Raw genomic sequence first — 25591 nt, forward strand, 5'->3', positions numbered from 1 at the left:
GGTGAGCTCGACGCTCACCGGACCGACCGGCTCGGGGAACGACCGGTCGACGACCGCGCCCTGGTGCCGCCCCACGGTCCCGATGCCGTAGCAGGCTCCCAGGAACGGGAAGTCCCGCTCCACGACCTCGTCGAGGAGCCGGGCCAGGTCGGCCTCGGCCTGCGCTTGCGCGGCCGACTTGGTCTCCTCGGGGTCGGAGGCGTTGTAGGCGCCGCCGCCGAGGATGATCCCCGCCCACTGGTCGAGGTCGAGGGGTGGCAGGGGCGCCGTACCGAGCTCGATCCGCGGCAGGTCGTCGACCGGGACGCCGAGGAACCGGGCGAACGCCGCGTGCTCCTCGAGCGCGGCACGTTCCTCCGTGCGGATCGACAGGAGGAGGAACCGCCGGCCCATCAGTCGTCCGCAGCGTCGTCCAGGTGCCCGTCGAGGGATCCCTCGACCGGTTCCGCCCGCGGACCGGTGTAGTCCGGCCCGTAGGCGCCCGGGGCCGGGCGCCGGGTCTTGCGTGGCGCCTTCTCCCCCGGTGCCATCCGCCGGGCGGTCACGAGGAAGGCCGTGTGGCCGATCATCTTGTGCCCGGGGCGGACCGCGAGGCCCTCGACGTGCCAGTCCCGGACCAGCGACTCCCAGGCCGCCGGCTCGGTGAACCCGCCGTGGACGCGCACCGTCTCGACGAAACGCGACATCTGGGTGGTCGTGGCGACGTAGGCGCAGACGATCCCGCCGGGGCGCAGCGCGTCGGCGGCGGCGTCGAGGCAGTCCCAGGGCGCCAGCATGTCGAGGATGATCCGGTCGCAGCTCTCCCCGGACGCCGGGAGCGCCTCGGCGAGGTCGCCGATGGTCAGCTGCCAGGCCGGGTGGACCGGACCGTCGGGGGCCTCGGCCGCACCGAAGAACTGCGTGACGTTCTTGCGCGCGACCTCGGCGAACTCCTCGCGTCGCTCGTACGACGACACCCGCCCGTGCGGTCCGACCGCCCGCAGCAGGGAGCAGGTCAGCGCGCCGGACCCGACGCCGGCCTCGACGACGTGGGCGCCGGGGAAGATGTCGGCCATCGCCACGATCTGGGCGGCGTCCTTCGGGTAGACGACGGCCGCGCCGCGCGGCATCGACACGACGAACTCCGAGAGGAGCGGCCGGAACACGAGGTACTCGCCACCGGCGGAGGAGGTGACGGTGAAGCCCTCCTCGCGACCGATGAGCTCGTCGTGGTCGAGGTGGCCACGGTTGGAGAAGAACCGCTTGCCGGGCTCGAGGCTGAAGTTGTGCTTGCGCCCCTTGCCGTCGACCAGGCGCACCCACTCGCCGGCGCGCAGCGGACCGCGGTGCACGCCGGACCAGGCCTCGGCGGCGACGTCGTCGAGGTCGTCGGGGACTCCGTGATCGGGTTGGCTCACGGACCGGGAGACTATCCGGCCTGGACCGCGCGCTCCACGTCGGCGGTCGCCAGGACGCCGTAGACGGCTCCGTCGGGCTCCACCAGCAGGTACTCGCTCGCCGGCGTGCGGCGGATCGCGTCGAGCAGCTCCGCGCCGGTGATGCCGACCGGCAGCCGCAGTCCCTCCTCGACCGTTCGGGTGACCACGGAGACCGCCACCCAGGGTTGCCGGTCCTCGGGCATGGCGCGCACGGCGGCCTCGTCGACGACACCGAGCGGGTCGCCCGCGGTCGAGACGGTGAGGATGCTGCCGGCCTGCTGGTCGCGGGCCCGGCGGATGGCTTCGGCCAGGGGCAGGTCGTCGGGGACGGCGAGGGTACGACGGGCGAGGTCGCGGGCGACGACGCGCGCGACCTTCGCACGGATCCGGGCGACCGCGATCGCCTGGGACGCGCCGCTCCAGAGGAACAGGGCGATGACGCCGTACAGGATCACGTCGAGGAGGGTCGTCTCGAGTCCGGTGACACTCTCCTGGACGAAGGGCCAGAGGAACACCGCGGCCGCCGCCACCCGGCCGCCCCAGCCGGCCGCGGCGATGCCGGTCTCGACCCGCCCGGTGATCCGCCAGACCGCCGCCTTGAGGACGCGGCCGCCGTCGAGCGGCAGGCCCGGGACGAGGTTGAGGAGCCCGATCAGCAGATTGGCGCCGGCCAGGCCCTCCACGGTGAGGCGCAGCAGGCCGTCGGGCGTCACGAACCACAGCGCGGCGGCGCTGGCGCCGACGGCGAGGGAGGTGATCGGGCCGACGACCGCGATCCAGAACTCCTGGCGTGGCGTGCGGGCCTCGCCCTCGATGGCGGTCACCCCGCCGAGGAAGTGCAGCGTGATCGAGTGCACCTCGAACCCGTAGCGCCGGGCCGCGATCGCGTGGGCCGCCTCGTGGAGGAGGACGGCGAGGTACAGGACGATCGCGAAGGAGACCCCGACGACGTACTTCCAGCCGCCGAGACCCGGCTGGATCTGGTCGACGCGGGGCGCCATCACGAAGGCGATGAGCGCGGCCACCAGGAACCAGGACGACGACACCAGGACGTCGCTCCCCGCGATGCTGCCGATGCGGAGGGTGCCCCGAGGCGCCGGTGCGCGGGGCGGCCGGCGACGGTCGGACTCGCTCGTGGACACGTGTCGAGGCTATCCAACGGGTGAGCAGTGTCGGTGCTGTGCCCTAGCGTCCTGGCCATGACCTCCCCGACCGCCGCGCCGCCACCCCCGGGGGTGGTGCCGATCGACCCTGCGGAGCGGGTCGGCACGAAGGTCGACGGGGTCGAGGTCCTCGGCGCGTTGTCGCCGTCGCGCGCCGGCGACTTCATGACCTGTCCGCTGCTCTTCCGGTTCCGCACCATCGACCGGCTGCCCGAGCCGCCCTCGGTGGACGCCGTCCGCGGGACCGTCATCCACAAGGTCCTCGAGGACCTCTTCGACCTGCCGGCCGCCGAGCGGACGCCTGAGCGTGCCGACGCGATGGTGGAGCCGACCTGGGAGGACCTGCTCGCCGCCGAGCCGGCCCTCGCCGCCCTCTTCCCCGATCACGACGAGGGCGCCGCCGCCGGTCACTGGTTGCTGTCCTGCCGCGAGGTGCTCGCCCGCTACTTCACCCTCGAGGACCCGCGGTTCATCGAGCCCGCCGAGCGAGAGCTCTACGTCGAGACGCTCACCGACACCAAGCTGCTGCTGCGCGGCGTCGTCGACCGGGTCGACGTCGCTCCCGACGGAGCCATCCGGGTGGTGGACTACAAGACCGGCCGAGCTCCGAAGGAGGCTTCGGAGGGGGCCGCGCTGTTCCAGCTCAAGTTCTATGCGCTCGTCCTGTGGCGGATGCGCGGGGTCATCCCGAAGCGGATCCAGCTCATCTACCTCGGCAACACCGAGATCCTCTTCTACGAGCCGGACGAGGCCGACCTGCTCGCGACCGAGCGCAAGGCACAGGCGGTCTGGGAGGCCATCCGGTCGGCGAAGGAGACGGGCGACTGGCAGCCCCGCCCCAGTGCCCTGTGCCGCTGGTGCTCCCACCAGGCCCTGTGCCCGGCCTACGGCGGGACGCCCCCGCCGCTGCCGGTCAAGGAGCCCGCGGACCACGCCCGAGCCGGCCAGGCCCCAGGAGGTCAGACCCCGGACGGCTCTTCCGGATAGAGCACGCAGGCGACGTCCACCCCACCGGCGCGACGTAGCGCGGGGTCGACGCCCTCGTGGAAGTGCACGCGGACGCCGGAGCCCTCGTCGGTGATGGTCTGCACGCCGGTCCAGATCGGGTCGTCGGGTGCTTCGGCGCGGACCTGGTCGAGGAAGCCCTTGATCGCCTCGGGTCCGTCCTTGCCCAGGGTGGCGCTCGTCGCGGGTCGGTCCAGGTGGTCCAGCGACCCGACCGAGGCGCTCTCGGCCTCGAACGCCTCGGGCGTACGACGGGTCCAGTGGGCCTCGACGAGCGTCCGCAGGTCGCGCGACTCCCAGCCGCACGAGGCGACGGCCTCCGTGCAGCGCGGGTGGAACGCGCAGCCGAGCGGGGGCGCCGCCGCGTCGGGCACCTCGCCCCGCGGCAGGTCGCGCGGGAGCTGGCGCCCGGGGTCGGGGTCGGGGATCGCGCGGAGCAGCGCCTTCGTGTACGGGTGGCGCGGGTTCGCGAAGATCTCCTCGGTCGGCCCGATCTCCACGATCCGCCCGAGGTACATGATCGCGATCCGGTCGCAGAAGTACTTCGCGCTGGCGAGGTCGTGGGTGATGTAGACGTAGGTGAGCCCGAGGTCCTGCTTGAGGTCGAGCATCAGCTGGAGGATCTTGGCGCGCACCGACATGTCGAGCATCGAGATCGGCTCGTCGGCCACCAGCACGCTCGGGCCGGTGATGATCGCGCGCGCCATCACGACGCGCTGCTTCTGGCCGCCGGACAGGTCGCGCGGGTACTTCTCGAGGAACAGCTCCACCGGCGAGAGGCCGACCCGCTCGAGCGCGTCCACGACCTTGGCCCGTCGTTCGGTGGCCGAGCGCATCCCGTGGACGCGCAGCGCGTCGCCGACGGCGACCTCCACCGTCATCGCCGGGTTGAGCGCGGCGCTCGGGTCCTGGAACACCATCTGGATGTGGCGGCGCAGGTCGCGCAGCCGGCGGCGGCTCAGCGTGGCCAGGTCCTGGCCACGGAACCTGATCGAGCCCTCGGTGGCGGGGGCAAGTCCGAGCAGGGCCCGGCCGAGCGTCGACTTCCCGCTGCCGCTCTCGCCGACGAGCCCGACGACCTCCCCCGGCTGAAGGGTGAGGTCGATGCCGTCCACGGCCTTGACGACGCCGGCGTCCCGCCCGAACAGCCGCGCCAGGCTGCCGCCGCGCAGGCCGTAGTGCACGGCGAGGCCGCGGACGTCGATGATCGGTCCCGCCTCCACACCTGCGCCCTGGGCGTCGGCGTCGGGGGTCTCAGGCTTCGTCGGCAACGGCCAGCTCCTCCTGCTTCAGCGGGCGGGTGCCACCCGAGGGGATCTGGTCGCGCGGACCGACCTGCCAGCACTCGACCCGACCACCGGTCGGCCGCTCGATGTTGATCGGGTTGCGGGTCGCGCACACCGCCATCGCATCGGGGCAGCGGGGGTGGAACCGGCACCCGTCGGGCGGGTCCACCAGGTCCGGCGGCGAGCCGGGGATGAAGTTGAGGCCGGTGGTCCGCAGCGAGATCGTCGAGCGGAGCAGCTCGCGGGTGTAGGGGTGCTGCGGGTTCTCGAACACGTCGGACACCCGCCCCTCCTCGACGATCCGGCCCGCGTACATCACCGCGACCCGGTCGCACGCCTCCGCCACGATCCCCACGTTGTGGGTGATGAGCAGCAACGAGGTCCGGAAGTTGCGACGCAGGTCGTTGAGGATCTGCACGATCTGGGCCTCGACGAGCACGTCGAGCGCGGTGGTCGGCTCGTCGGCCACGATGAACGCCGGCTGGAGGACCAGCGCCAGCGCGATCATGAGGCGCTGCCGCATCCCGCCGGAGAACTCGTGCGGGTAGGAGCGGTAGCGGGTCGGCGGGATCCCCATCTGGCGGAGCGCGTCCAGCGCCCGCTGTCGGACCTGCTGCTTCGACAGCCCCGGCTCGTGCTGCTTGATCGTCTCCTCGAAGTGCGCCGAGATCCGCAGCAGCGGGTTCAGCCGGGTCAGCGGCTCCTGGAAGATCATGCCGAGGTCCGTGCCGCGCAGGCGGTAGGAGTCCTTGGCGCGCATCGAGAGCACGTCCTTGCCGTCGTACCAGACCTCACCGTCCCGCTTGGCGCCGGGCGGCAGCAGGCCCATCAGGCCACGCCCGAGGGTCGACTTGCCGCACCCGGACTCCCCCACCAGGCCGAGCGTCTCCCCCGGCGCGATGTCGAAGCTCACCCCGTCGACGGCGCGGATCGCACCGCGCGTGGTTCCGTACCAGACCCGCACGTCGCGGGCCGAGATCACCGGCTCGCTGCTCGGCTCCAGGGTCGGCTCGTTGCTCGTCGCGAAGCTCATCGCGGCTCAGCGCTCCTCTCGCGGCGTCATGACGACCGGCAGCAGTCGGCGGACCCGCAACGTCGGGTTCAACGTCTCGTTGAGGCCCTCGCCGACGAGCGTCAGACCGGTCACCAGCAGCACGATCGCCAGGCCCGGGTAGAGGCCCGTCCACCAGATGCCGGAGCCGGCGTCGGCCAGGGCCCGGTTGAGGTCGTGACCCCACTCGGCCGCGTCGGTCGACTGGATCCCGAGCCCGAGGAACCCGAGCCCGGCCAGGGTGAGGATCGCGTCGGCGGCGTTGAGCGTGCCGAGCACCGGCACGCTCTGGACGACGTTGTTGAGCAGGTAGCGCCGCATGATGACGAAGTCGCTGGCGCCGATGGCGCGGGCCGCCTCGACGTACGTCGCCTCCTTGGCGCTCACGGTCGTGTTGCGGACCACACGGAAGTACTGCGGGACGTAGATCGCCGACAGGGACAGCGCAACGGCCAGCACGGTGCCGCCGAGCAGCCCGGTGAGCAGGAACGAGAACACGATGGCGAGCAGGAACGACGGGAACGCGAACATCGCGTCCATGACGAGCACCAGGACCCGGTCGAGCCAGCCGCCGTAGTACCCGGAGACCAGGCCCAGTGGGACACCGACGACGACGCAGATGACGATCGAGAGGATCACCACCTCGATCGCGGTCCGAGCGCCCCAGACGGTGCGTGAGTAGACGTCGAAGAAGAGCCGGTCGGTGCCGAACCAGTGGTCACCGCTCGGGGCCCCGGCCTTGGGGAAGTCGACGCCGCCGGACGAGGCCTGGGCGAACCCGTAGGGCGCGATCCACGGCGCGAAGATCGCGAGCACGACGAACAGCGACGTCATCACCAGGCCGATGACGAGCATCCATCGGGCCAGGCCGGCGGTCTCGGTGAACGGCTTGGCGAGGGTGCGGAGCAGCGTGCGCATCAGTACCTCACCCTCGGGTCGATCAGTGCGTTGACGATGTCGACGAGCAGGCTGATGAGGACCACCGCGATCGCGAAGATGGTGACGATGCCCTGGACGGCGACGTAGTCGCGGTCGTTGATGTACTCGACCAGCTTCTGGCCCAGGCCCGGCCAGTTGAACGTCGACTCCGTCAGCACGGCACCGCCGAGGAGCAGTGCGAACTGGAGGCCGATGACGGTGATGACCGGGACCAGCGCGTTGCGGAAGGCGTGCCGTCGGGTGACCCGGCCCTGTGCGATCCCGCGGGCCTCGGCGGCCTCGACGTAGTCGCTCTGCATGGTCTGCAGGATGTTGACGCGGACCAGCCGGATGAAGACACCGCAGATGAGCAGGCCGAGTGTCACAGCGGGGAGCAGCAGGTGCTTGAGGGCGTCTTCGATGTAGTAGCTGTTGCCGCTCAGGAACACGTCGAACAACAGGATGTGGGTGCGGTTCAGCCCGTCGCGCTCCATGTAGTACACGGTCTCGACGCCGGCGGACCCTGAGGTCGGCAGCCCGAGCGGCTTGGCGACGTACGCCTGGAGAAGGAACCCCACGAAGAAGATCGGCGCGGCGTAGGACAGGATGCCGAAGATCCGGATCGCCACGTCCGGGAAGGTGTCGCGGTAGCGGCCGGCGACCAGGCCGAGCGGGATGCCGACCAGCAGGGCGATCAGGAAGGCCGCCAGGGTCAGGCTGAGCGTCGCGCCACCGTTGTCGCGGACGACGTGCAGGACGGTCTGGTTGTCGCTGAAGGTCGTTCCGAAGTCCAGTCGCGCCACCGAGGTCAGGTAGTCCCAGTACTGCTGGATGAGCGGGTCGTTGAAGCCGAGCGCCTCCCGCCGTTGATCGAGCGCCTCGTCGTTGAGCTTGCCACCGAGAGCCGCCGACACCGGGTCACCGGGCGCTACTCGCAGCACGATGAACACCAGGGTGAGGATCACCCAGATCATCGGGATGACGAGGAGCACCCGCTGCAGGATGTAGCGCGGCAAGGATCCAGATCTGGAGCCAGTCATCGCATTCGTCTCCGCGCAGGGACGTGGGGAGCGGGCCCTGGGCCCGCCCCCCACGTTCTGTCAGTGCGCGATCACTCCCCGCTCTTGCTGACCAGCCAGAAGCGGAAGATGAAGGACGGGTCGAGGGTGTCCTCGACGCCCTGCATCTCCGGGCGGTAGACACCGATGTTCTGGCCCACCCACGAGGGGATGAACGGGACGTCGGTGGCGATGATCTGCTGCAGCTCGCCGAAGGCGGCCTCGCGGGCGGCCGGGTCGGACGCCCCCTGCTCCTCCGACACCAGGTCGTTGGCAGCCTGGTTGCTGTAGCCGTTCTGGAAGAACCCACCGTCGACGACGAACGGCGACAGGTAGGTGTCGGCGTCCGGGTAGTCCGGGAACCAGCCGAGCGCCCAGAGGTCGTAGGCGCCCTCCTTGTAGATGGTCTGGTACTGCTCCCACTCGGTGCTCTTCAGGTCGACGTCGAAGAGACCGCTCTCCTCGAGCTGGCGCTCCAGCTCGTTGGCCTCGTCCTCGAGGGCGGGGCCGTAGTGGGTGGGCGTCCAGCCGACGGTCAGGTCGACCGGGGTCTCGATGCCCGCGTCCGCGAGGATCTGCGCGGCCTTGTCGACGTCCGGCTCGCCGTAGGTGTCGAGGAACGCGTCGGACTGACCCGCGTAGCCGGGCGGGACGATCGAGTACAGCGGGTCCACGGTCCCGTCGTAGGCGTTCTCAGCGATCGCCTCACGGTCGAAGACCTGAGCGGCGGCCTGGCGGACGGCGGCCTCCTTGCTGCTGCCGTCACCGTCGACCTTCCAGACCCAGTAGCGGATCTCGGCGCCCTGGCCGGTGGCGACCGCGACGTCCGGGTTCTCGGAGAGGTCGGAGATGTCGGTCGGGCTCAGGCTGCGCCAGGCGACGTCGACCTCGCCGGACTCGATGGCGAGCTTGAGGGCAGAGGCCTCGGAGAAGTACTTCACGAAGACGGTCGGCGCGGCGGCGACGTTGTCACCGGCGTACTCCTCGTTGACCTCGAGCGTCGCCTGCTCGCCGGCCTTGTACTGGGCCAGCTTGTAGGGCCCGGAGCCGACGACCGCGTCGTCGGCGAGCTTCTCGTCGGCCGGGAAGGTCTCCTCGTCGACGATCGCCCCTGCACCCGGGTAGGTGAGGACGTACTGGAACGTGGTGTCCGGCTTGTCGAGGTTGAAGATCACCGTCGTGTCGTCCGGGGTCTCGATGGCCCCCTCGGTGAGCGTGACGGTGCCGTCGTCCGCGCTGTCGGTGATGCTGCCGAGCAGGTAGATCGCCGCGCCGTTGGGGTCCTGGATCGCGATCGAGCGCTCGAAGCTGTACTTCACGTCCGAGGACGTGAGGTCGTTGCCGTTGGAGAACTTCAGGCCCTCCTTGAGCGTGCAGGTCAGCGTCTGCGGGTCGTCGTAGACGCACTGCTCGGCAGCGTCGCCCACGATCTCCGTCGAGTTCGCCGGGACCGTCACGAGGGTCTGGTAGAGGTTGTACTCGAGCGTGCTCGAGCCCAGGTCGTAGGACCCGGCCGGGTCCAGGGCCGTCACGGTGTCGGTGGTGCCCAGGGTCCACGGGACCCCGGTCTCGCCGCCGACGTCGCCGTTGCCGTTGCCGCCGTTGCCCCCGCCCGGCTCGTCGTCGCCACAAGCCGCCAGGCTCACGGCCAGAGCTCCCGCTCCCACGAGCGCGAAGAACTGCTTCCGCTTCACGAGTGTCACCTCAGAATCGATCCAGGCGGTCCCCGCCGATCGGGGGCCGGACTCCGTGCGGAAGATACTCCGGGCCCGAGTGAGGGGCTAGGGAAGATCCCCCGCTGGTATGTCTCGATCCGGCAACGTTTTCAGTTGGGCGGGCGTGATCCCCACGAGCGAGTCGCGGAACGTGCGCCGCTCCCCCGCCGGTACGGCGACGTGGTTGGGCACCACGAGCACCTGGCAGCCGGCGGCGGCCGCGGAGGTGGCGCCGGTCGGCGAGTCCTCGATCGCGACGCAGTCCTCTGCAGCGACCCCGAGGGCCGCGGCGGCGGTCAGGTAGGGCTCCGGGTGCGGTTTGCCCCGGTCGACCTGGTCACCGGTCACGACCACGCGGAAGGTCTCCGGCGGCAGGTGCTCGAGGATCGGCGCGACGAAGCGTTCGTAGGACATCGTGACCAGCGCACACGGCACACCGGCCTCCTTGAGCGCCAGCAGCAGCTCGCGCGCGCCCGCGCACCACGGGACCGCGTGCTGCACCCGGGCGACGACCCCGTCGAGCAACCGCTCGACGATCTCCTCCGGCGTGAGCGGGATCCCCATGTGCTGCCGGATGTACTCCCCGGAGTACAGCAGGCTGTTGCCGACGAGGAGCTGAGCGTCCTCGGTGGTCCAGGTCGCGCCGTACTCCTCGGCGAGCTCGATCTCGGTCGCCATCCAGTACGGCTCGGTGTCGACGAGCGTGCCGTCCATGTCCCAGAGGACCGCTGCGGGGAGGCTGCGTTCGGTCTCGGGCACGGCCCCACCCTAGGGCTCGCCGGTCACGGCACCTCGATGACCGTGCTGAGGGTGCTGGAGTTGCCTCCGAAGTCGTAGACGCTGAGGTCGGTCTGGAGGGTGGTGCCCGGGTCGAGCGGCACGAACTGGTAGCTCAGGTTGGGGATGTCTGCGTAGAGGCCGACGTCGGTCGTGGGCTCCCAGATCTCCTCGCCGTCTGCGGTGAGGGTGAGCACGTCGGGGACGATGATGCCCTCGGGGTCGGGCGCGAGCTCCCCGTAGCCGCCGGACAGCTCGTCGTAGAGGTAGAGCGTCTCGCTGGTGAACTCGCCCGACGCCGAGTCGAACACGATCGACAGCAGGGCCTCCTGAGGGACCTGGTCGGGGTCGTAGGACGCGTAGTACGTGAGCGGGACGTCGAAGCTGACCGTGCTCAGGTCCGCGCTCACCGAGATGTCGACGTAGGCGTAGGCGCTGTCCTCACCGTCGGAGAGCTCCAGGTAGCTGAGGTCGTAGGAGCCCTCGGCCAGCGCGAGGTCACCGTCCTCGGTGACGTCGACGGCCTCCTCGCCGAAGTAGGAGATCGAGCCGTCGTCGTTGACGAGGGCATAGCTGATGGTGGCCTCGACGATGTTGTCGAGCGCTGCCACGTCGAAGTTGCCGGCGAGGGTCACGCCCTCGGCGTCGAAGGAGACCTCCGGACCCGCGTCGGGGTCGGTGAACTCGGGGAGCTCCTCCTCGGGGATCGCGTCGCCCGCCGCGTAGTAGGCGGCCAGGAACTCCGCCCACGGGTCCGCGCTCGCCACGTCCTTGTAGGCGCCGTCGGCGAGCTCCTCCAGCGGCGGGAGATAGATCGACAGGCCGGTCGCCCCGGCGGTGCTGGGGCCGAACACCTCGTCGACGACCGCCTGGTCGAGGGCGTCGACCACGGCGTCGGCCTGCTCGGACACCTCGGGCGCTGCCTCACCGATCGCCACCGCGAGGAGCCCGAGGTCGCTGAGGTGCTTGTCCTGGGTGGCGTCCGGGCTCTTGCCGAACGAGAGCGTGGACGCCTCGGACTGTCCGACGGCGGGCGCCACGTCGGTGGCCTGCTCCGCGAGGGCCGCCGCGAAGTCGGCGACGGCGGCGTCGACCTCGTCCATCTTGGTCAGGTCGGTCATCGACAGCGTGATCTCGTCCACGGTGCCCTGGTCGAGCGCCTGCTGCTCGAAGCCGTCGATGATCGCCGTGCCGAACGCGTCGGCGGTGGCGTCGGGGTCGTCGGCGAGGAGCTGGAGCGACCCGTAGTCCCACCCGTGTCCGGGCTCGAGCTCCTGGGAGGCGACCAGGCGGTCGGCGTACGGCGCGACGGCGCTGGCCACCTCGTAGTTGGCCATCAGGCACGCGTCGAAGCCGAGCAGGTCGAGCTTGTCCACGCCGGCCCGCTCGAGGCCGGCCGCGATGCCCTCGGTGATCTGGGCGAGGTCGAGCACGTCCCAGTCGCTGCCCTCGTCCGGGCCGATGCCCGGCCAGGACGCGCCGTGGTCGCTGATGATCAGGGCGTAGTGGCCGGCGCGGTGCGCCTCGATCCCGTCGGCGATGAAGTCCGCGAGCACCTGCGGGTCGGCCGAGTCGACGTCGCCCAGGTCCTCGACCAGCTCGGTGGCGCCGGGCGCGCCGAGGTCGAGCACCCGGCCACCCACCCAGGTCCCCTGGTCGAGCACCTCGTCGTCGCCGTAGTCGACCGAGCGGTCCATCAGCTCACGGATCTGGAGGTTCTCGTTGGAGCCGACCGTGCCGAGCTCGTTGACGTCCTCGACCATGAACGGTTCCAGGTCGGTGTCGGCCATCGAGTAGTGCAGCACCGTCCAGCCGTCACCCTCCCGGCCGGTGTGCTCGACGGCGGCGTCGCCGGCGCCCCCGCCCTCGTCGCCGTCGCTGTCGTCGGAGCTGCCGCTGCAGGCGGCGGTGATCACCAGGAGACAACAGGTCGCCAGGGCGAGCGGGGCGCGTCGAGCGCGGGTCGTGAGCACGCTCGAACTCTAGGGAGGCACCACCCGTGGCCGTGCGGAAAGGGAAGAACTCTCGACTGTTCGTCCGCAGGACGCAGACCTCTCTCCCCGATCGTCGGCGCGGTCCCGTTCGCCGCCGTATATTCGCCAGCCGAGGGGTCTCGGCCAACGGCGACGAACGAGGGATGGCGTCATGGGAGCACGGTCCGTGCTGCGCGGTGCACTGGCGGCGGTCATGCTGGGCGGCGCACTGAGCGCAGCCACGACGGCAGCAGCACCCCGAGCGACCGCCGCAGCGATCCCGGCTCCACCGCCGCCCGTCGTCGTGATGGTCGACGCGGTGACGGACAACTACAAGACCTGGGACCGCGCTGCGAGCGACAACCGGACCTCGTTGTTGATGCGCGCGGTCGCGGTGGGGACGACGACCTACGTCGTCAACCACGCCGGCACCCCCAACGGGGCGCCGACGACGATGAGCAACGGGATCCCGCTCAAGGTCGCCGGCGGCAGCGGCACCACGGCCTACCTCCGGTTCACGGGCGTCACCCAGTACCGGATCTTCGACGTCGGCGCCTTCGGCCCGTTCGCCGCGGTGAACAAGGCGACGCTCCAGGCCTCCCCGCTGTCCTTCACCGCCACCGTCCACCGCGCGAGCGACAACGTCGTGCTCGGCAGCACCCGCGTCGACTACCGGTACGACCCGACCGTGGCCGGGCTGGGCCCCGACTTCGTCGAGCACAACGGTCCCGGCGGCCGCTGGTTCGTGTACGACGGCGCGCACCACGAGGTCACCGGGTCCAGCAACCGCAACAAGACACCCCTGAACTGGCCGAACGCCGTCGAGGTCCGGTCGACGGAGGTCCGCGCCGGCGCGGGGGCGAAGGTGCTGGTGAGCCCGGTCGACGTCACCGGCATCCCGGTCCCCGGGTTCCGGGACTGGCCGGGCGCGGGACCCACCCAACCGATGCCGATCGACCTCGCCTGGAACCCGAGTACCGGCCAACCGACCCAGACCACCGGGGACGCCGCGGTTCGCGTGGTCCCTGCGAACCTCGCCGTCGGCAGCTACGCCATCGCCGCCTCGTCGACCTGTCAGGGGTTCTGCAAGCAGGACTACGTCCACAACACGCTCAGCGGATCGGGCACCGTCACCGCGACCAGCACCGCTCCGACCGCCCCGAGCCTGCTCGTCGACACGATCAGCTGGACCGAGGAGAGCAACGGGGCCTGGAGTCCCTTCCAGGTCACGCTGTCTCGCGGCGGCGACCTCACCGGGACGACCGTGGCGACGATCAGCCTGCCTGGCGCCGATCCCGCCGACATCTCCTTCGCGACCACCAAGGTCACGTTCCGTCCCGGTGAGTACTACCGCGAGCTGCGGGGCTACATCTACGCCGACACCGTCGCCGAGGGCAACGAGACCTGGGGCTTCCAGGTGACCGCACCCGGGGCACAGGTCACGACGACGACGGTGACCGTCCTGGACGACGACAGCGAGGCCGTCGACCACGACACCGACTCGGCTCTCCGGCGCCTGCCTGACGGCCCGTGGAAGGGCACGGGGATCGTCGACCGGAGCCTGAACGACGTGGGCGCCGACCAGACCCTGGCCCTCAAGGTCCCGCGCAGCCAGTTCGCCCGGGTGCTCGTGTCGGTGAAGAACACGGGTACGGTCGACGAGGCCTACGTCCTGGCGTCGGGCATCGCCGGCGCCGGCGCGAGAGTGTCCTTCTGGGTGGCCGGCAAGGACGTCACGAACCAGGTCAACGCGGGCGAATTCACGACCGCCGCGATCGCGCCCGGCGCCAGGACCAACGTGACCATCAGGTTCACCGTTCCGAGGGGTGCGAGCGTGGGAGCCGTGCGCAAGGCCTACCTGCACGCGATCCCGTCCGGCGGGACCAGCGCCGACAAGGACGTCGTCCTCGCCAGGGTGACGGTCGGATAGCTCCCACCGCCAGCCCGGCTCAGTCCTCCGGCGCTCAGTCCTCCGGCGCTCAGTCCTCCGGGTTGTAGCCGAGGTTGGGGCCGAGCCAGCGCTCGGCCTCCTTCAGGGTCCAGCCCTTGCGGGTCGCGTAGTCGGCGACCTGGTCCTGAGCCAGTCGACCCACGACGAAGTACTGGGACTGCGGGTGGGAGAAGTACCAACCGCTGACGGCGGCGCCGGGCCACATCGCCATCGACTCGGTGAGCTCGATGCCGGTGCTGGCCTCGACGTCCATCAGCTCCCACAGCGTCGACTTCTCGGTGTGCTCCGGGCAGGCCGGGTAGCCGGGCGCGGGCCGGATCCCGACGTACTTCTCGCCGATCAGGGCCTCGTTGCTCAGGTCCTCGTCAGGCTGGTAGCCCCAGAACTCCTTGCGCACCCGCTCGTGCATCCGCTCGGCGAAAGCCTCGGCGAGGCGGTCGGCGAGCGACTCCAGCAGGATGGCGCTGTAGTCGTCGATGTCCGCCTTGAACTCGGCGATCTTGTCCTGGCTGCCGAGGCCGGCCGTGACCGCGAAGGCGCCGACGAAGTCCTCGAGCCCGGTGTCCTTCGGCGCGACGTAGTCGCCCAGCGACCGGTTCGGCACGCCGTCGCGGTGCTCGCCCTGCTGCCGCAGGTTGCGCAGCGTCGTGCGCACCTCGGTGCGGGTCTCGTCCGTGTAGACCTGGATGTCGTCGCCGACCGCGTTGGCGGGGAAGAAGCCGATGATGCCGTTGGCCGTGAGCCACTTCTCCTTGATGAGCCGGTCCAGCATGTCCTGGGCGTCGTCGTACAGCTTGCGGGCAGCCTCCCCCGACGCCGGGTTGTTGAGGATGTCGGGGAACTTGCCCTTCATCTCCCAGGCGTTGAAGAACGGCTGCCAGTCGATGTACTCGCGCAGCTCGGCGATGTCGTAGTCGGTGAAGACGCGGACGCCGGGACCGGCCGCCGGGACCGGCGGGACGTAGCCGTCCCACTCGATCGGCGTCCGGTTGGCCCGGGCCTTCTCCAGCGTCAGGGTCGGCCGCTCGTTCTTCTGGGCGTGGCGCTCCCGGAGGCTGGCGTAGTCGGACTCCGTGGCCTCCAGCAGGGCCGGGCGCTGCTTGTCGTCCAGCAGGGCCGCCGCCACCGGCACCGAGCGCGAGGCGTCCTTGACCCAGACCACCGGTCCGCTGCGTCGCGGCGCGACCTTGACAGCGGTGTGGGCGCGCGAGGTGGTCGCGCCACCGATCAGCAGCGGGATGTCCAGGCCCTGACGGTCCATCTCGACCGCGAAGTTGACCATCTCGTCGAGCGAGGGGGTGATCAGTCCGGACAGCCCGATGATGTCGGCCCCGTGCTCCTTGGCGGCGTCCAGGATCTTCTGGGCAGGCACCATCACGCCCAGGTCGATCACCGTGTAGTTGTTGCACTGCAGCACCACGCCGACGATGTTCTTGCCGATGTCGTGGACGTCGCCCTTCACGGTCGCCATCACGATGGTGCCGTTGGTGGTCTCCACGTCGCCCGGCTGCTTCTCCGCCTCGATGAACGGCAGCAGGTAGGCCACGGCCTTCTTCATGACCCGGGCCGACTTCACGACCTGCGGGAGGAACATCTTGCCGGCGCCGAACAGGTCGCCGACGACGTTCATGCCATCCATCAGCGGACCCTCGATCACCTCGATCGGGCGACCGCCGGCGGCCGAGATCTCCGCGCGGAGCTCCTCGGTGTCGGCCTCGACGTCGGCGTCGATCCCCTTGACCAGGGCGTGCGTGATCCGCTCCCGTACGGGCAGGCTGCGCCACTCCGCCGCCGTCGCCTCCTCCTTCGGGTCACCGGCGTTGTTGAAGCGCTCGGCGATCTCGAGGAGCCGCTCGGCGGCATCCTCGCGCCGGTTGAGGACGACGTCGTCGATCCGGTCCCGGAGCTCGGGGTCGATCGAGTCGTAGGGCACCAGCGCGCCCGCGTTGACGATGCCCATGTCCAGGCCGGCCTTGATGGCGTGGAACAGGAAGACCGCGTGGATGGCCTCACGGACCGGGTTGTTGCCCCGGAAGGAGAACGAGACGTTCGAGATGCCGCCGGAGATGTGGACTCCCGGCAGGTTCTCCTTGATCCAGGCGCACGCCTCGATGAAGTCGATGCCGTAGGTGGCGTGCTCCTCGATGCCCGTGGCCAGGGCGAAGCAGTTGGGGTCGAAGATGATGTCCTCGGCCGGGAACCCGACCTCCTCGGTCAGGATCCGGTAGGCGCGGCCGCAGATCTCCTTGCGGCGCTCGAGGTTGTCGGCCTGGCCCTGCTCGTCGAAGGCCATCACGACGACCGCAGCGCCGTACTTGCGACACAGCCGGGCCTCCCGGATGAACTTCTCCTCGCCCTCCTTCATGGAGATCGAGTTGACGATCGGCTTGCCCTGGACGTTCTTCAGGCCCGCCTCGATGACCTCCCACTTGGAGGAGTCGATCATCACCGGGACCCGGCTGATGTCGGGCTCGGCCGCGATCAGCTTGGTGAACCGGTCCATGGCGGCGACACCGTCGATCATGCCCTCGTCCATGTTGATGTCGATGACCTGCGCCCCGACCTCGACCTGCTGCAGCGCCACCGAGAGAGCCGTGTCGTAGTCCTCGGCCTTGATCAGGTTGCGGAAGCGCGCGGAGCCGGTGATGTTGGTGCGCTCACCGATGTTGACGAACAGCGAGTCCTCGGTGATGTTCAGCGGCTCCAGGCCCGACAGCCGGGTCGCGACCTCGATCTCGGGCACGACGCGCTGCGGCTTGCCCTCGACGACCTTCGCGATCTCGGCGATGTGGGCAGGTGTGGTGCCGCAGCAGCCGCCGACGATGTTGAGCAGGCCCGCCTCGGCGAACTCGGCGAGATAGCTCGCCTGCCGCTCGGGGGACTCGTCGTACTCGCCGAACGCGTTGGGGAGGCCGGCGTTCGGGTAGCACGACACGTAGGTGTCGGCGATCCGGGCCATCTCGGCGATGTAGGGCCGCATCTCCGGGGCACCCAGCGCGCAGTTGAGCCCGATCGCGAGCGGCTTGGCGTGGCGGACTGCGTTCCAGAAGGCCTCGGTCACCTGGCCGGACAGCGTCCGGCCGGAGGCGTCGGTGATGGTGCCCGAGATGACCACGGGCCAGCGTCGGCCGGTCTCCTCGAACAGGGTCTCGACCGCGAAGATCGCCGCCTTGGCGTTGAGCGAGTCGAAGATGGTCTCGATGAAGAGCAGGTCGGAGCCGCCGTCGACGAGGCCGCGCGCCGCGACGAGGTAGGCGTCCGCGAGCTCGGCGTAGGAGACGTTGCGCGCGCCGGGGTCGTTGACGTCGGGGCTGATCGACGCGGTGCGGGTCGTGGGGCCGAGCGCACCCGCGACGTAGCGCTTCTTGCCGGTGGCCGCGGCCACCTCGTCGCAGATCGCGCGCGCCAGCCGGGCGGACTCGAAGTTCAGCTCGTAGTCGAGGTCGGCCATGCCGTAGTCGGCGAGGGAGACCGCGTTCGAGTTGAACGTGTTGGTCTCGATGATGTCGGCGCCGGCCTGGAGGTACTCCCGGTGGATCCCGCCGATGATCTGCGGCTGGGTGATCGTCAACAGGTCGTTGTTGCCGATGAGGTCGGACTCCCAGTCGGCGAACCGCTCACCGCGGTAGCCGGCCTCGTCCGGGCGGTCGCGCTGGATCGCCGTACCCATGGCGCCGTCGAGGATCACGATCCGCTCCCGCAACAGGGCGGTGAGCTCGTCGGTCGCGTCCGGCTGCCAGCCGTGGGTACCCGATGCCATGCCACATCCTTCCGATTCGGAAGGCGCCCTTGGAGATCACCGAGCGTGGCGGACCTTCCGTTGGGTGGTCCGTTGCAACGCCTCTCGGCAGCAGCAATCCTAACCGGCACGCCCGACCCGCCAGCGATTTCCCGCATGCTGGCACTAACCTCGACGAGGTGATGGAGATCGAGGACACGCCGGACCTGGTCCGGCCCGTGGTGATCGCAGCGTTCGAGGGTTGGAACGACGCAGCCGAGGCGGCCTCCGCCGTGGTCGACCACCTCATCGACGTGTGGGACGCCCGGATCGTCGCCGCGATCGATCCCGAGGACTACTACGACTTCCAGGTCAACCGGCCGACCGTCGGCGTCGACGACAACGGATACCGCAAGCTGACCTGGCCGAGCACCCACATCGCCGTCGCCTCTCCTCCGGAGCTCGACCACGACGTGATCCTGGTCCGCGGGATCGAGCCCAGCATGCGGTGGCGCGGCTTCTGCGCCGAGCTGCTGGCCTGCATCGACGACCTCGGCGGCCAGCTGGTCGTCACCCTCGGTGCCCTGCTCGCCGACACGCCCCACACCCGCCCGATCCCGGTCACCGGTACGGCGACCGAGCCCGACCTCGTCGACCGGATGAAGCTCGAGCAGTCCACCTACGAGGGACCCACCGGCATCGTCGGTGTGCTGCAGGACGCCTGCGTGAAGCTCGACATCCCGGCGGCGTCGTACTGGGCGGCCGTGCCGCACTACGTCGCCCAGCCGCCGTGCCCCAAGGCGACGCTCGCGCTCATCGGCCAGATCGAGGACCTGCTCCAGGTGAGCATCCCGCTGGGCGACCTCCCCGAGGACGCCCGCGCCTGGGAGCGCGGTGTCGACGAGCTCGCGGAGGAGGACGACGACATCGCCGACTACGTCCGTTCGCTGGAGGAGACGCGGGACACCGCCGACCTGCCCGAGGCGTCCGGCGAGGCGATCGCCCGCGAGTTCGAGCGCTACCTCAAGCGCCGGACCGACGAGGACTCGTAGCGCTCAGAGCGACAGGCCGAGGGCTGCGTCGAGCACCGGGAGCAGCGTCGCCGCGGCGTCGCTGTCGCTGGTGTCCGCCAGGCCGTCGGTGCCGAGGGTCGCCGCCACCCAGGCGTCGAGCGCAGCGGTCGCGCGCGGAGCGTCGAGGTCGTCGGCCAGCGCTGCCAGCACCTCGGTGACGACCGGCTCCGCCGGCGCACCCGCTCCGAGGGCCAGGGCAGAGCGCCAGCGGGCGACGTCGTCGACCGCGACCCACAGCAGGTCGTCGGTCCACTCCCAGTCCGCCCGGTAGTGGTGGCGCAGCAGCGCCAGCCGGATCGCCATCGGGTCGATGTCGCTGTTGCGCAGCGCCGAGACGAAGACCAGGTTGCCGCGGGACTTCGACATCTTCTCGCCGTCGTAGCCGACCATGCCGGCGTGGGCGTAGGCGCGCGCGTAGGGCGCACCGGTGGCGACCTGGGCGTGACCGGCGCACATCTCGTGGTGCGGGAACACCAGGTCGCTGCCGCCGCCCTGCACGTCCATGGTGCCGCCGAGGTTGTCGAGCGCGATCGCGGCGCACTCGATGTGCCAGCCGGGACGACCGCGTCCGAACGGGCTCTCCCAGGCCGGCTCGTCGGGACGCTCACCGCGCCACACGACACAGTCGAGGGGGTCCTTCTTGCCCGGTCGGTCCGGGTCGCCGCCGCGCTCGCCGAACAGCGCGAGCATCGTCTCGCGGTCGTAGCGCGACTCCTCGCCGAAGGCGGGGTCGGCGGTCACGGAGAAGTAGAGGTCGTCCTCGACCTTGTAGACCGCGCCCGCCGCCTGGAGCCGCTCGATGAGCGCGATGACCAGCGGGATCGATTCGACCGCGCCGACGAAGGCGTCCGGCGGGAGCACCCGCAGCGCCTGCATGTCCTGGCGGAACAGCTCGGTCTCGCGCTGGGCGAGCTCGACCCAGTCGACCCCGACCTTGGTGGCCCGCTCGAGCAGCGGGTCGTCCACGTCGGTCACGTTCTGGACGAACCGGACCTCGTGGCCGGCGTTGCGCCACGCCCGGTTGAGCAGGTCGAACGCGATGTAGGTGTTGGCGTGGCCCAGGTGCGTGGCGTCGTACGGCGTGATGCCGCAGACGTAGAGCTTCGCCGGGCCGTCGGGGGCGGTGGTGACCAGACCGCTCGCCGCGGTGTCGTGGACGGCGACCGCAGGGCCGGCCACGGACAGGTTCGGGACCTCGGGGGCCGTCCACGCGCGCATGGCGCGATGCTATCCGCCGCGGTCAGGACATCAGAACGGTGGCCACGGGATCGCCGGCCAGCCGCCGTCGGGCCCGGGCAGCCGGCCGCGGGAGAGCAGCCGCTCGGCGCGGCGCTCGAGCGCGTGGATCTCCAGGTCGGTGAGGTGCGGCGCGAGCCGCTCCCCCAGCGCGCCTCCCACGGCCGCGCGGATCCGGTCGACGAGCAGGTTCTCCTCGTCGGACAGCGGGCTGCCTGCCCAGCCCCACAGCACCGTGCGCAGCTTGTGCTCGTGGTGGAAGGTGACGCCGTGGTCCACGCCGTAGCGGTGGCCGTCCGGCATCGGCAGCACGTGGCCGCCCTTCCGGTCGGCGTTGTTGGCCAGCACGTCGAACACGACCATCCGGCGCAGCGCCTCGGAGTCCTCGTGCACCAGCGTCACCTCGCGGTCCCGGTCGTCGACGCCGTCGAACACCGAGAACCAGCCCTTCGGTGTCCCGCCGGCCCGGACCAGGGTGACCGCGTCGACATCGGGGGCGACCACCTGCCACTCCTGGACCATGCCCGGCCCGTGCGGCCCGTCGCCGAGCCAGGTGCGAGGGACGACGTCCGACCCCATCGCCTCGCTGAGCAGGTAGGCCGCGACCTCGCGGTCGGCGAGCGTGCCGTGGGGGAAGTCCCACAGCGGCCGCTCCCCCGCCACCGGCTTGTAGACGACCTCTTGCCCGTCGAGCTCGGCGAGGAACGTCGCGTTGGACGCCGGCATGATGCGCCCGCGCAGCTCCATCTCCGGTGCGCCGCCCGTCACTGGCCGCGGCTCACTGCTCGGGGCGGCGCTTGAACCCGTTCGCGCGCACGCACAGGTGGCCCTCCGGGTCGATCGGCTGCCCGCAGAAGGGACAGTCCGGCCGGCCCGCGCCGATGACCTTGGAGGCGCGCTGGACGAACGCGCGCGCGTAGCCCGCCTCGATCCGCACGACGAACACCTCGGACGGCTCCTGCTCCTCCGGGACCATCGCCTCGTCGGCGTCGTCGGTGAGACCCACCATCTCCTCGCCGACCGGGAAGACCTCGATCACCACCCGCTCGGCCTGGGGGTCCCACGACAGCGTCATCGTGCCGGCCCGGAACTCCTCGGCGATCGGGAGGTCGAGGGGGTCCTCGTCGGTCAGGCCGACCGGCGCGACCGCCGGGATGACCGTGGTCGTGCGGGCGTCGGCCATGACCTCGTCGAGGAGCTCGTCGACGCGCTCCGCGAGCGCGGCGACCTGCTGCTTCTCCAGCGCCACGCTGACCACCCGGGTGCCCTCGCGGGCCTGCAGGAAGAAGGTCCGGGCGCCGGGCTCGCCGACGGTGCCGGCGACGAAGCGCTCGGGCGGGTCGAAGGCGTGGACGATCGGCATGCCGTCAGCCTACGAGTCCTCGGTGACGGGGTCGGGCCCGGCACCGCCCCCCACCGCTGCGCCCGTACGACGGGTGCGCTTCCCGGCCGGACGGACCAGCCAGGAGAGGTCGCCGGCGTGGGTGTTGGACGCCAGCACGTAGGGCCGGTCGTCGGTGTACTGCACGATCGACACCGACGCCGGGTCCACGTTGAGGCGCTGGAACAGGTCCAGGTGCATGCCGAGCGCGTCGGCCAGGACCGACTTGATGATGTCGCCGTGGCTCACCGCCACCCACACTGCTCCCGGTCCGTGCTCGGCCTCGACCCGGGCGTCGTGGCGTCGTACGGCCTCGACGGCGCGATGCCGCATCGCCACCATCGACTCGCCGCCGGGGAACGCCGCCGCCGAGGGGTGGCGCTGCACCGTGCTCCACAACGGCTCCTTGGCCAGCTCGCGCAGCGGCCGCCCCTGCCAGTCGCCGTAGTCGCACTCGGCCAGGCCCTTCTCGGTGACCGCCTTGAGCCGCTCCGGGCGGGCGTCGCTGATCGCCTTCGCCGTCTGGCGGCACCGCTCCTGAGGACTGGTCACGAGGGCCGCGACCGGTACCACCGCGAGCCGTTCGCCGGTCGCCGCGACCTGCCGCTCGCCGGTCTCGTCCAGCCGGATGCCGGGCAGCCTCCCGGCGAGCACGCCGGAAGCGTTGGCCGTCGTGCGGCCGTGTCGCACCAGGATCACCGTCGCCACGAACGTGAGCGTAGCCACTAGCGTGGTCTCGTGATCGTCGACAGCGCCGTCTATCGCAGAGGCCAGCGGGTCCCCGTCGACTGCACGGTGCACGACTACCCGGCACTTCGGGCCGCGGCAGCCGGCGGCGAGCACGACTTCGTCTGGGTCGGGCTGTACGAACCCAGCCACCTCGAGCTGGCCGACATCGCCGAGGCGTTCGGGCTCCACCAGCTCGCCGTGGAGGACGCGGTCGTCGCCCACCAGCGGCCCAAGCTCGAGCTGTACGAGGGCAGCCTGTTCCTCACCCTCAAGACGCTCTGGTACGTCGACGAGGACGACGCCGTGGAGACCGGCGAGATCAACCTCTTCGTCGGCGAGGACTTCGTCATCACGGTGCGCCACGGGCGCGGGTCCCAGCTCAAGGACGCCCGCCACAGCCTCGAGGAGCAGCACGACGTGCTGAGCCACGGGCCCTCCGCCGTGGTCTACGCCGTGTGCGACACCGTCGTCGACGGCTACCTCGCCGTCATGGAAGAGCTCCAGATCGACGTCGACGAGGTCGAGACGTCGGTCTTCTCGGAGCAGCGCACCAACGACTCCGTCCGCATCTACACCCTCAAGCGTGAGCTCGCCGAGGTCCGCCGGGCGGTGCTGCCGCTGCGGGAGCCGATGCGCCGGTTCACCGTCGGCGCGGTCCCCGGCGTGCTCCCCGAGGCCGGACCGTTCTTCCGCGACGTCGGCGACCACCTCGCCGTCGCGACCGAGGCGATCGACACGCTCGACGCGCTGCTCTCGACCGCCTTCGACGCGCACCTGGCGCGGATCCAGGTCCAGCAGAACGACGACATGCGCAAGATCTCCGCGGGCGCCGCGCTCATCGTCGTACCGACGCTCATCGCCGGCATCTACGGCATGAACTTCGAGCACATGCCCGAGCTGGGCTGGTACTTCGGCTACCCGTTCGCCCTGCTGCTGATGGGGGGCGTGTCGGGCTGGCTCTGGCTGCTCTTCAAGCGATCAGGCTGGTTCTAGCGTCCCGTCGCCAGCGTCTCGTCGAGCGGGCGGTCAGGCGTTCAGCACGCCGGCGGCGATGAGCGCCATGACACCGGCGCCGAGCAGCACCCGGTAGACGACGAACGGCGCGAGCGTGTGGTGGCTGACGTACTTCAGCAGCCACGCGATGGCGGCGTACCCGACCACGAACGACACGACGGTCGCGACCAGGGTCGGCGCCCAGCCGTACATGTTGTCGCCGTCGGGGATGTCCTGCAGCGAGTAGACGCCGGCGCCGACCACGGCCGGGATCGCCAGCAGGAACGCGTAGCGCGTCACCGCCGCACGCTCGTAGCCGAGGATCCGGCCCATCGAGAGCGTGGCACCCGAACGGGACACGCCGGGGACCAGCGCCATCGCCTGCGCGGCGCCCATGAGGACAGCGTCGCGCATGGTCATCTGCTTGATCTTCTTCTCGCTGCCGCCCCACTTGTCGGCGACACCGAGGACGAGGCCCATGACGATGAGCATCGTCGCGATCAGCCAGAGGTTGCGGAAGCTGTCCTCGATCGTGTCCTTGAGGAAGATGCCGAGGATCACGATCGGCACCGAGCCGATGATCACGAACCAGCCCATCCGGGCGTCGAGGTGGCCGCGGTACTCCGGCTTGAAGAGCGACAGCGTCCAGGTCTTCGCGATCCGGCCGATGTCGTGGCGGAAGTAGACGAGGACGGCGAGCTCGGTGCCGATCTGGACGACCGCGGTGAAGGCCGCGCCCGGGTCGCCCCAGCCGAACAGCTCGGGGAAGATCCGCAGGTGCGCGCTGCTGGAGATCGGCAGGAACTCGGTCAGCCCCTGGAGCGTGCCGAGCACCAGTGCCTGGAGGAAGTCCGCCACGATCGGGGATCCTACGGAAACCTCCTGGGCGAGCCGTCAGCCGCCCCGTTGCCGTGACCGACTACGTTGTGCCCCATGCAGCAGCGGTACGTCGGAAGCAGCGGCCTCCGGGTGTCGCGGCTGGGGCTGGGCACGATGACGTGGGGCAAGGACACCGACGAGCACGAGGCCCGCGACCAGCTGATCGCGTTCTGCGAGGCCGGCGGGACGCTCATCGACACCGCGGCGGGCTACACCGACGGGCGCTCCGAGGAGCAGGTCGGCGCGCTGCTGGGTGACGTCGTACGACGTGACGACGTGGTGCTGGCGACCAAGGCGGGGATCTGGCGGCGTGGCCAGGAGCGGATGACCGACACGTCGCGCCGGGCGCTGCTCGACGGCCTCGACACGTCGTTGCGCCGGCTCGGGACCGACCACGTCGACCTGTGGCAGGTGCACATCTGGTCCGACGAGGTGCCGCTGGACGAGACGCTGGGGGCGCTGGACGCCGCGGTCGGCTCGGGCAAGGCCCGCTACGTCGGCATCTCCAACTTCACGGGCTGGCAGACGGCGCAGGCCGCGACCTGGCAGCGCGCGGTCCCCGGGAGGGTCCCGCTGATCTCGACGCAGGTCGAGTACTCCCTGCTCAGCCGCGACGTCGAGCGAGAGGTCGTCCCGGCCAGCCACGCGATGGGGCTCGGCATCCTCCCGTGGTCGCCCCTCGGGCGGGGCGTGCTGACCGGCAAGTACCGCTCGGGCATCCCGGGCGACTCCCGCGCCGCCTCCCCGATCTTCGCCTCCTTCGTCGAGCGCTACCTCGACGAGCGCAGCCGCGGCATCGTCGAGGCCGTGGTCCGCGCGGCCGACGGCCTCGACTGGACCCCGCTCGAGGTCGCGCTCGTGTGGGTCCGCGACCGTCCCGGCGTCTCCGCCCCCATCGTCGGCGCGCGCACGGCCGCCCAGCTCAAGGGCGCCCTCACCGTCGAGGACAAGGAGCTGCCACCGGAGATCCGCGCCGCCCTCGACGACGTCTCGGAGGTCGCATGATGCGGAGCGGCGGCGTGGAGTGGCAGTTCGAGAAGGTCACCTTCTCCCGCGAGTACTCCCGCAATGTCGTCACCAGGTTCCTCGTCGAGCGCGCCGAGCACGGCGGCTGGGAGCTCGTCCGGGTCCGCATCTCCCCCGACGGCACCCGCCGCGTGATCCTGCGCCGCAAGATCATCCGCGCCGTCCGCACCGCCTGAACGTCGGAGCTTTTTCTTCCAACGATCTCCCCGCGGGATTCGTTGCCGCATCTGATTCAGCGTTA

Annotated in this window: 22 protein-coding genes and 1 riboswitch; of the genes, 6 read left to right on the forward strand and 16 right to left on the reverse strand. The window is 70.7% G+C overall.

The window, feature by feature from the left end; translation table 11 throughout:
• The 3 genes from H0487_RS05835 to H0487_RS05845 all read right to left on the reverse strand — a co-directional run.
• The coding region (locus H0487_RS05835; RefSeq protein ID WP_512698504.1) for a type 1 glutamine amidotransferase family protein at positions 1 to 393 on the reverse strand (393 nt) is incomplete at its 3' end.
• The gene (locus tag H0487_RS05840) at positions 393 to 1331 is read right to left on the reverse strand and encodes a tRNA (adenine-N1)-methyltransferase (RefSeq protein WP_183093329.1); all 939 of its coding nucleotides are present in this window, start codon (positions 1329 to 1331) and stop codon (positions 393 to 395) included. The genes H0487_RS05840 and H0487_RS05835, both read right to left, overlap by 1 nt.
• Before the next feature lie 77 nt (positions 1332 to 1408).
• The gene (locus H0487_RS05845) at positions 1409 to 2560 is read right to left on the reverse strand and encodes a site-2 protease family protein (protein ID WP_312855834.1); all 1152 of its coding nucleotides are present in this window, start codon (positions 2558 to 2560) and stop codon (positions 1409 to 1411) included.
• Between the two features lie 57 nt (positions 2561 to 2617).
• Between H0487_RS05845 and H0487_RS05850 the strand changes: the two genes are divergently transcribed.
• The gene (locus H0487_RS05850; protein WP_183093288.1) at positions 2618 to 3568 is read left to right on the forward strand and encodes a RecB family exonuclease; all 951 of its coding nucleotides are present in this window, start codon (positions 2618 to 2620) and stop codon (positions 3566 to 3568) included.
• Here the strand turns inward: H0487_RS05850 and H0487_RS05855 are convergent.
• The 7 genes from H0487_RS05855 to H0487_RS05885 form a co-directional block, all read right to left on the reverse strand.
• Positions 3541 to 4857, reverse strand: a complete 1317-nt coding sequence (locus H0487_RS05855; protein ID WP_183093289.1) for an ABC transporter ATP-binding protein — start codon at positions 4855 to 4857, stop codon at positions 3541 to 3543. The two genes, H0487_RS05850 and H0487_RS05855, sit on opposite strands and share 28 nt — an antisense overlap.
• Positions 4841 to 5905, reverse strand: a complete 1065-nt coding sequence (locus tag H0487_RS05860) for an ABC transporter ATP-binding protein (RefSeq protein WP_183093290.1) — start codon at positions 5903 to 5905, stop codon at positions 4841 to 4843. Before H0487_RS05860 ends, H0487_RS05855 begins: the two co-directional genes overlap by 17 nt.
• Before the next feature lie 6 nt (positions 5906 to 5911).
• A complete protein-coding gene (locus H0487_RS05865; RefSeq protein WP_183093291.1) occupies positions 5912 to 6841 on the reverse strand; it encodes an ABC transporter permease in 930 nt (309 codons plus the stop codon).
• Positions 6841 to 7857, reverse strand: coding sequence for an ABC transporter permease (locus H0487_RS05870; protein ID WP_246383015.1), 1017 nt, complete (start codon positions 7855 to 7857; stop codon positions 6841 to 6843). Before H0487_RS05870 ends, H0487_RS05865 begins: the two co-directional genes overlap by 1 nt.
• A 95-nt stretch (positions 7858 to 7952) precedes the next feature.
• Positions 7953 to 9593 carry an ABC transporter substrate-binding protein gene (locus H0487_RS05875; protein ID WP_183093293.1) on the reverse strand — a complete coding sequence of 547 codons (1641 nt, stop codon included), beginning with the start codon at positions 9591 to 9593 and terminating at the stop codon, positions 7953 to 7955.
• 87 nt (positions 9594 to 9680) lie between these two features.
• Positions 9681 to 10373 carry an HAD family hydrolase gene (locus H0487_RS05880; RefSeq protein WP_312855835.1) on the reverse strand — a complete coding sequence of 231 codons (693 nt, stop codon included), beginning with the start codon at positions 10371 to 10373 and terminating at the stop codon, positions 9681 to 9683.
• A 23-nt stretch (positions 10374 to 10396) separates the two neighbouring features.
• A complete protein-coding gene (locus H0487_RS05885; RefSeq protein ID WP_183093294.1) occupies positions 10397 to 12364 on the reverse strand; it encodes a clostripain-related cysteine peptidase in 1968 nt (655 codons plus the stop codon).
• A gap of 172 nt (positions 12365 to 12536) precedes the next feature.
• On the opposite strand from H0487_RS05885, the gene H0487_RS05890 reads away from it, so the two are divergent.
• The gene (locus tag H0487_RS05890) at positions 12537 to 14294 is read left to right on the forward strand and encodes a hypothetical protein (protein WP_183093295.1); all 1758 of its coding nucleotides are present in this window, start codon (positions 12537 to 12539) and stop codon (positions 14292 to 14294) included.
• A 49-nt stretch (positions 14295 to 14343) separates the two neighbouring features.
• Here H0487_RS05890 and metH read toward each other — a convergent pair whose 3' ends face one another.
• A complete protein-coding gene (gene metH / locus H0487_RS05895; RefSeq protein WP_183093296.1) occupies positions 14344 to 18075 on the reverse strand; it encodes a methionine synthase in 3732 nt (1243 codons plus the stop codon).
• 14 nt (positions 18076 to 18089) lie between these two features.
• A riboswitch (S-adenosyl-L-homocysteine riboswitch) is annotated at positions 18090 to 18167 on the reverse strand.
• A 66-nt stretch (positions 18168 to 18233) separates the two neighbouring features.
• On the opposite strand from metH, the gene H0487_RS05900 reads away from it, so the two are divergent.
• Positions 18234 to 19085, forward strand: a complete 852-nt coding sequence (locus H0487_RS05900) for a PAC2 family protein (protein WP_183093297.1) — start codon at positions 18234 to 18236, stop codon at positions 19083 to 19085.
• A gap of 3 nt (positions 19086 to 19088) precedes the next feature.
• On the opposite strand, the gene mshC is transcribed toward H0487_RS05900, so the two are convergent.
• Genes mshC through H0487_RS05920 form a run of 4 tightly spaced genes read right to left on the reverse strand, consistent with a single transcriptional unit; the run spans position 19089 to position 22431 of the window.
• Positions 19089 to 20324 (reverse strand): cysteine--1-D-myo-inosityl 2-amino-2-deoxy-alpha-D-glucopyranoside ligase, encoded by a 1236-nt coding sequence (gene mshC, locus H0487_RS05905; RefSeq protein WP_183093298.1) that lies wholly within the window; start codon positions 20322 to 20324, stop codon positions 19089 to 19091.
• Positions 20325 to 20354: 30 nt separating this feature from the next.
• Positions 20355 to 21110, reverse strand: coding sequence for an Rv2133c family protein (locus H0487_RS05910; RefSeq protein WP_312855836.1), 756 nt, complete (start codon positions 21108 to 21110; stop codon positions 20355 to 20357).
• 10 nt (positions 21111 to 21120) lie between these two features.
• Positions 21121 to 21705 (reverse strand): Rv2134c family protein, encoded by a 585-nt coding sequence (locus H0487_RS05915; protein WP_183093299.1) that lies wholly within the window; start codon positions 21703 to 21705, stop codon positions 21121 to 21123.
• A gap of 9 nt (positions 21706 to 21714) precedes the next feature.
• On the reverse strand, positions 21715 to 22431 hold the full coding sequence (locus H0487_RS05920; RefSeq protein ID WP_183093300.1) for a histidine phosphatase family protein: 717 nt from the start codon (positions 22429 to 22431) through the stop codon (positions 21715 to 21717).
• A gap of 30 nt (positions 22432 to 22461) precedes the next feature.
• Here H0487_RS05920 and corA point away from each other — a divergent pair, with 30 nt between their 5' ends.
• Positions 22462 to 23445, forward strand: coding sequence for a magnesium/cobalt transporter CorA (gene corA, locus H0487_RS05925; RefSeq protein WP_183093301.1), 984 nt, complete (start codon positions 22462 to 22464; stop codon positions 23443 to 23445).
• Between the two features lie 33 nt (positions 23446 to 23478).
• Here the strand turns inward: corA and H0487_RS05930 are convergent, their stop codons facing one another.
• A complete protein-coding gene (locus H0487_RS05930) occupies positions 23479 to 24303 on the reverse strand; it encodes an undecaprenyl-diphosphate phosphatase (protein ID WP_183093302.1) in 825 nt (274 codons plus the stop codon).
• Positions 24304 to 24378: 75 nt separating this feature from the next.
• Between H0487_RS05930 and H0487_RS05935 the strand changes: the two genes are divergently transcribed.
• On the forward strand, positions 24379 to 25329 hold the full coding sequence (locus tag H0487_RS05935) for an aldo/keto reductase (protein WP_183093303.1): 951 nt from the start codon (positions 24379 to 24381) through the stop codon (positions 25327 to 25329).
• Positions 25326 to 25526 (forward strand): DUF5703 family protein, encoded by a 201-nt coding sequence (locus H0487_RS05940; RefSeq protein ID WP_376766667.1) that lies wholly within the window; start codon positions 25326 to 25328, stop codon positions 25524 to 25526. Before H0487_RS05935 ends, H0487_RS05940 begins: the two co-directional genes overlap by 4 nt.
• Positions 25527 to 25591: the final 65 nt, after the last annotated feature.

The organism is Nocardioides stalactiti (assembly GCF_014180715.1).
GTDB lineage: Bacteria > Actinomycetota > Actinomycetes > Propionibacteriales > Nocardioidaceae > Nocardioides > Nocardioides stalactiti.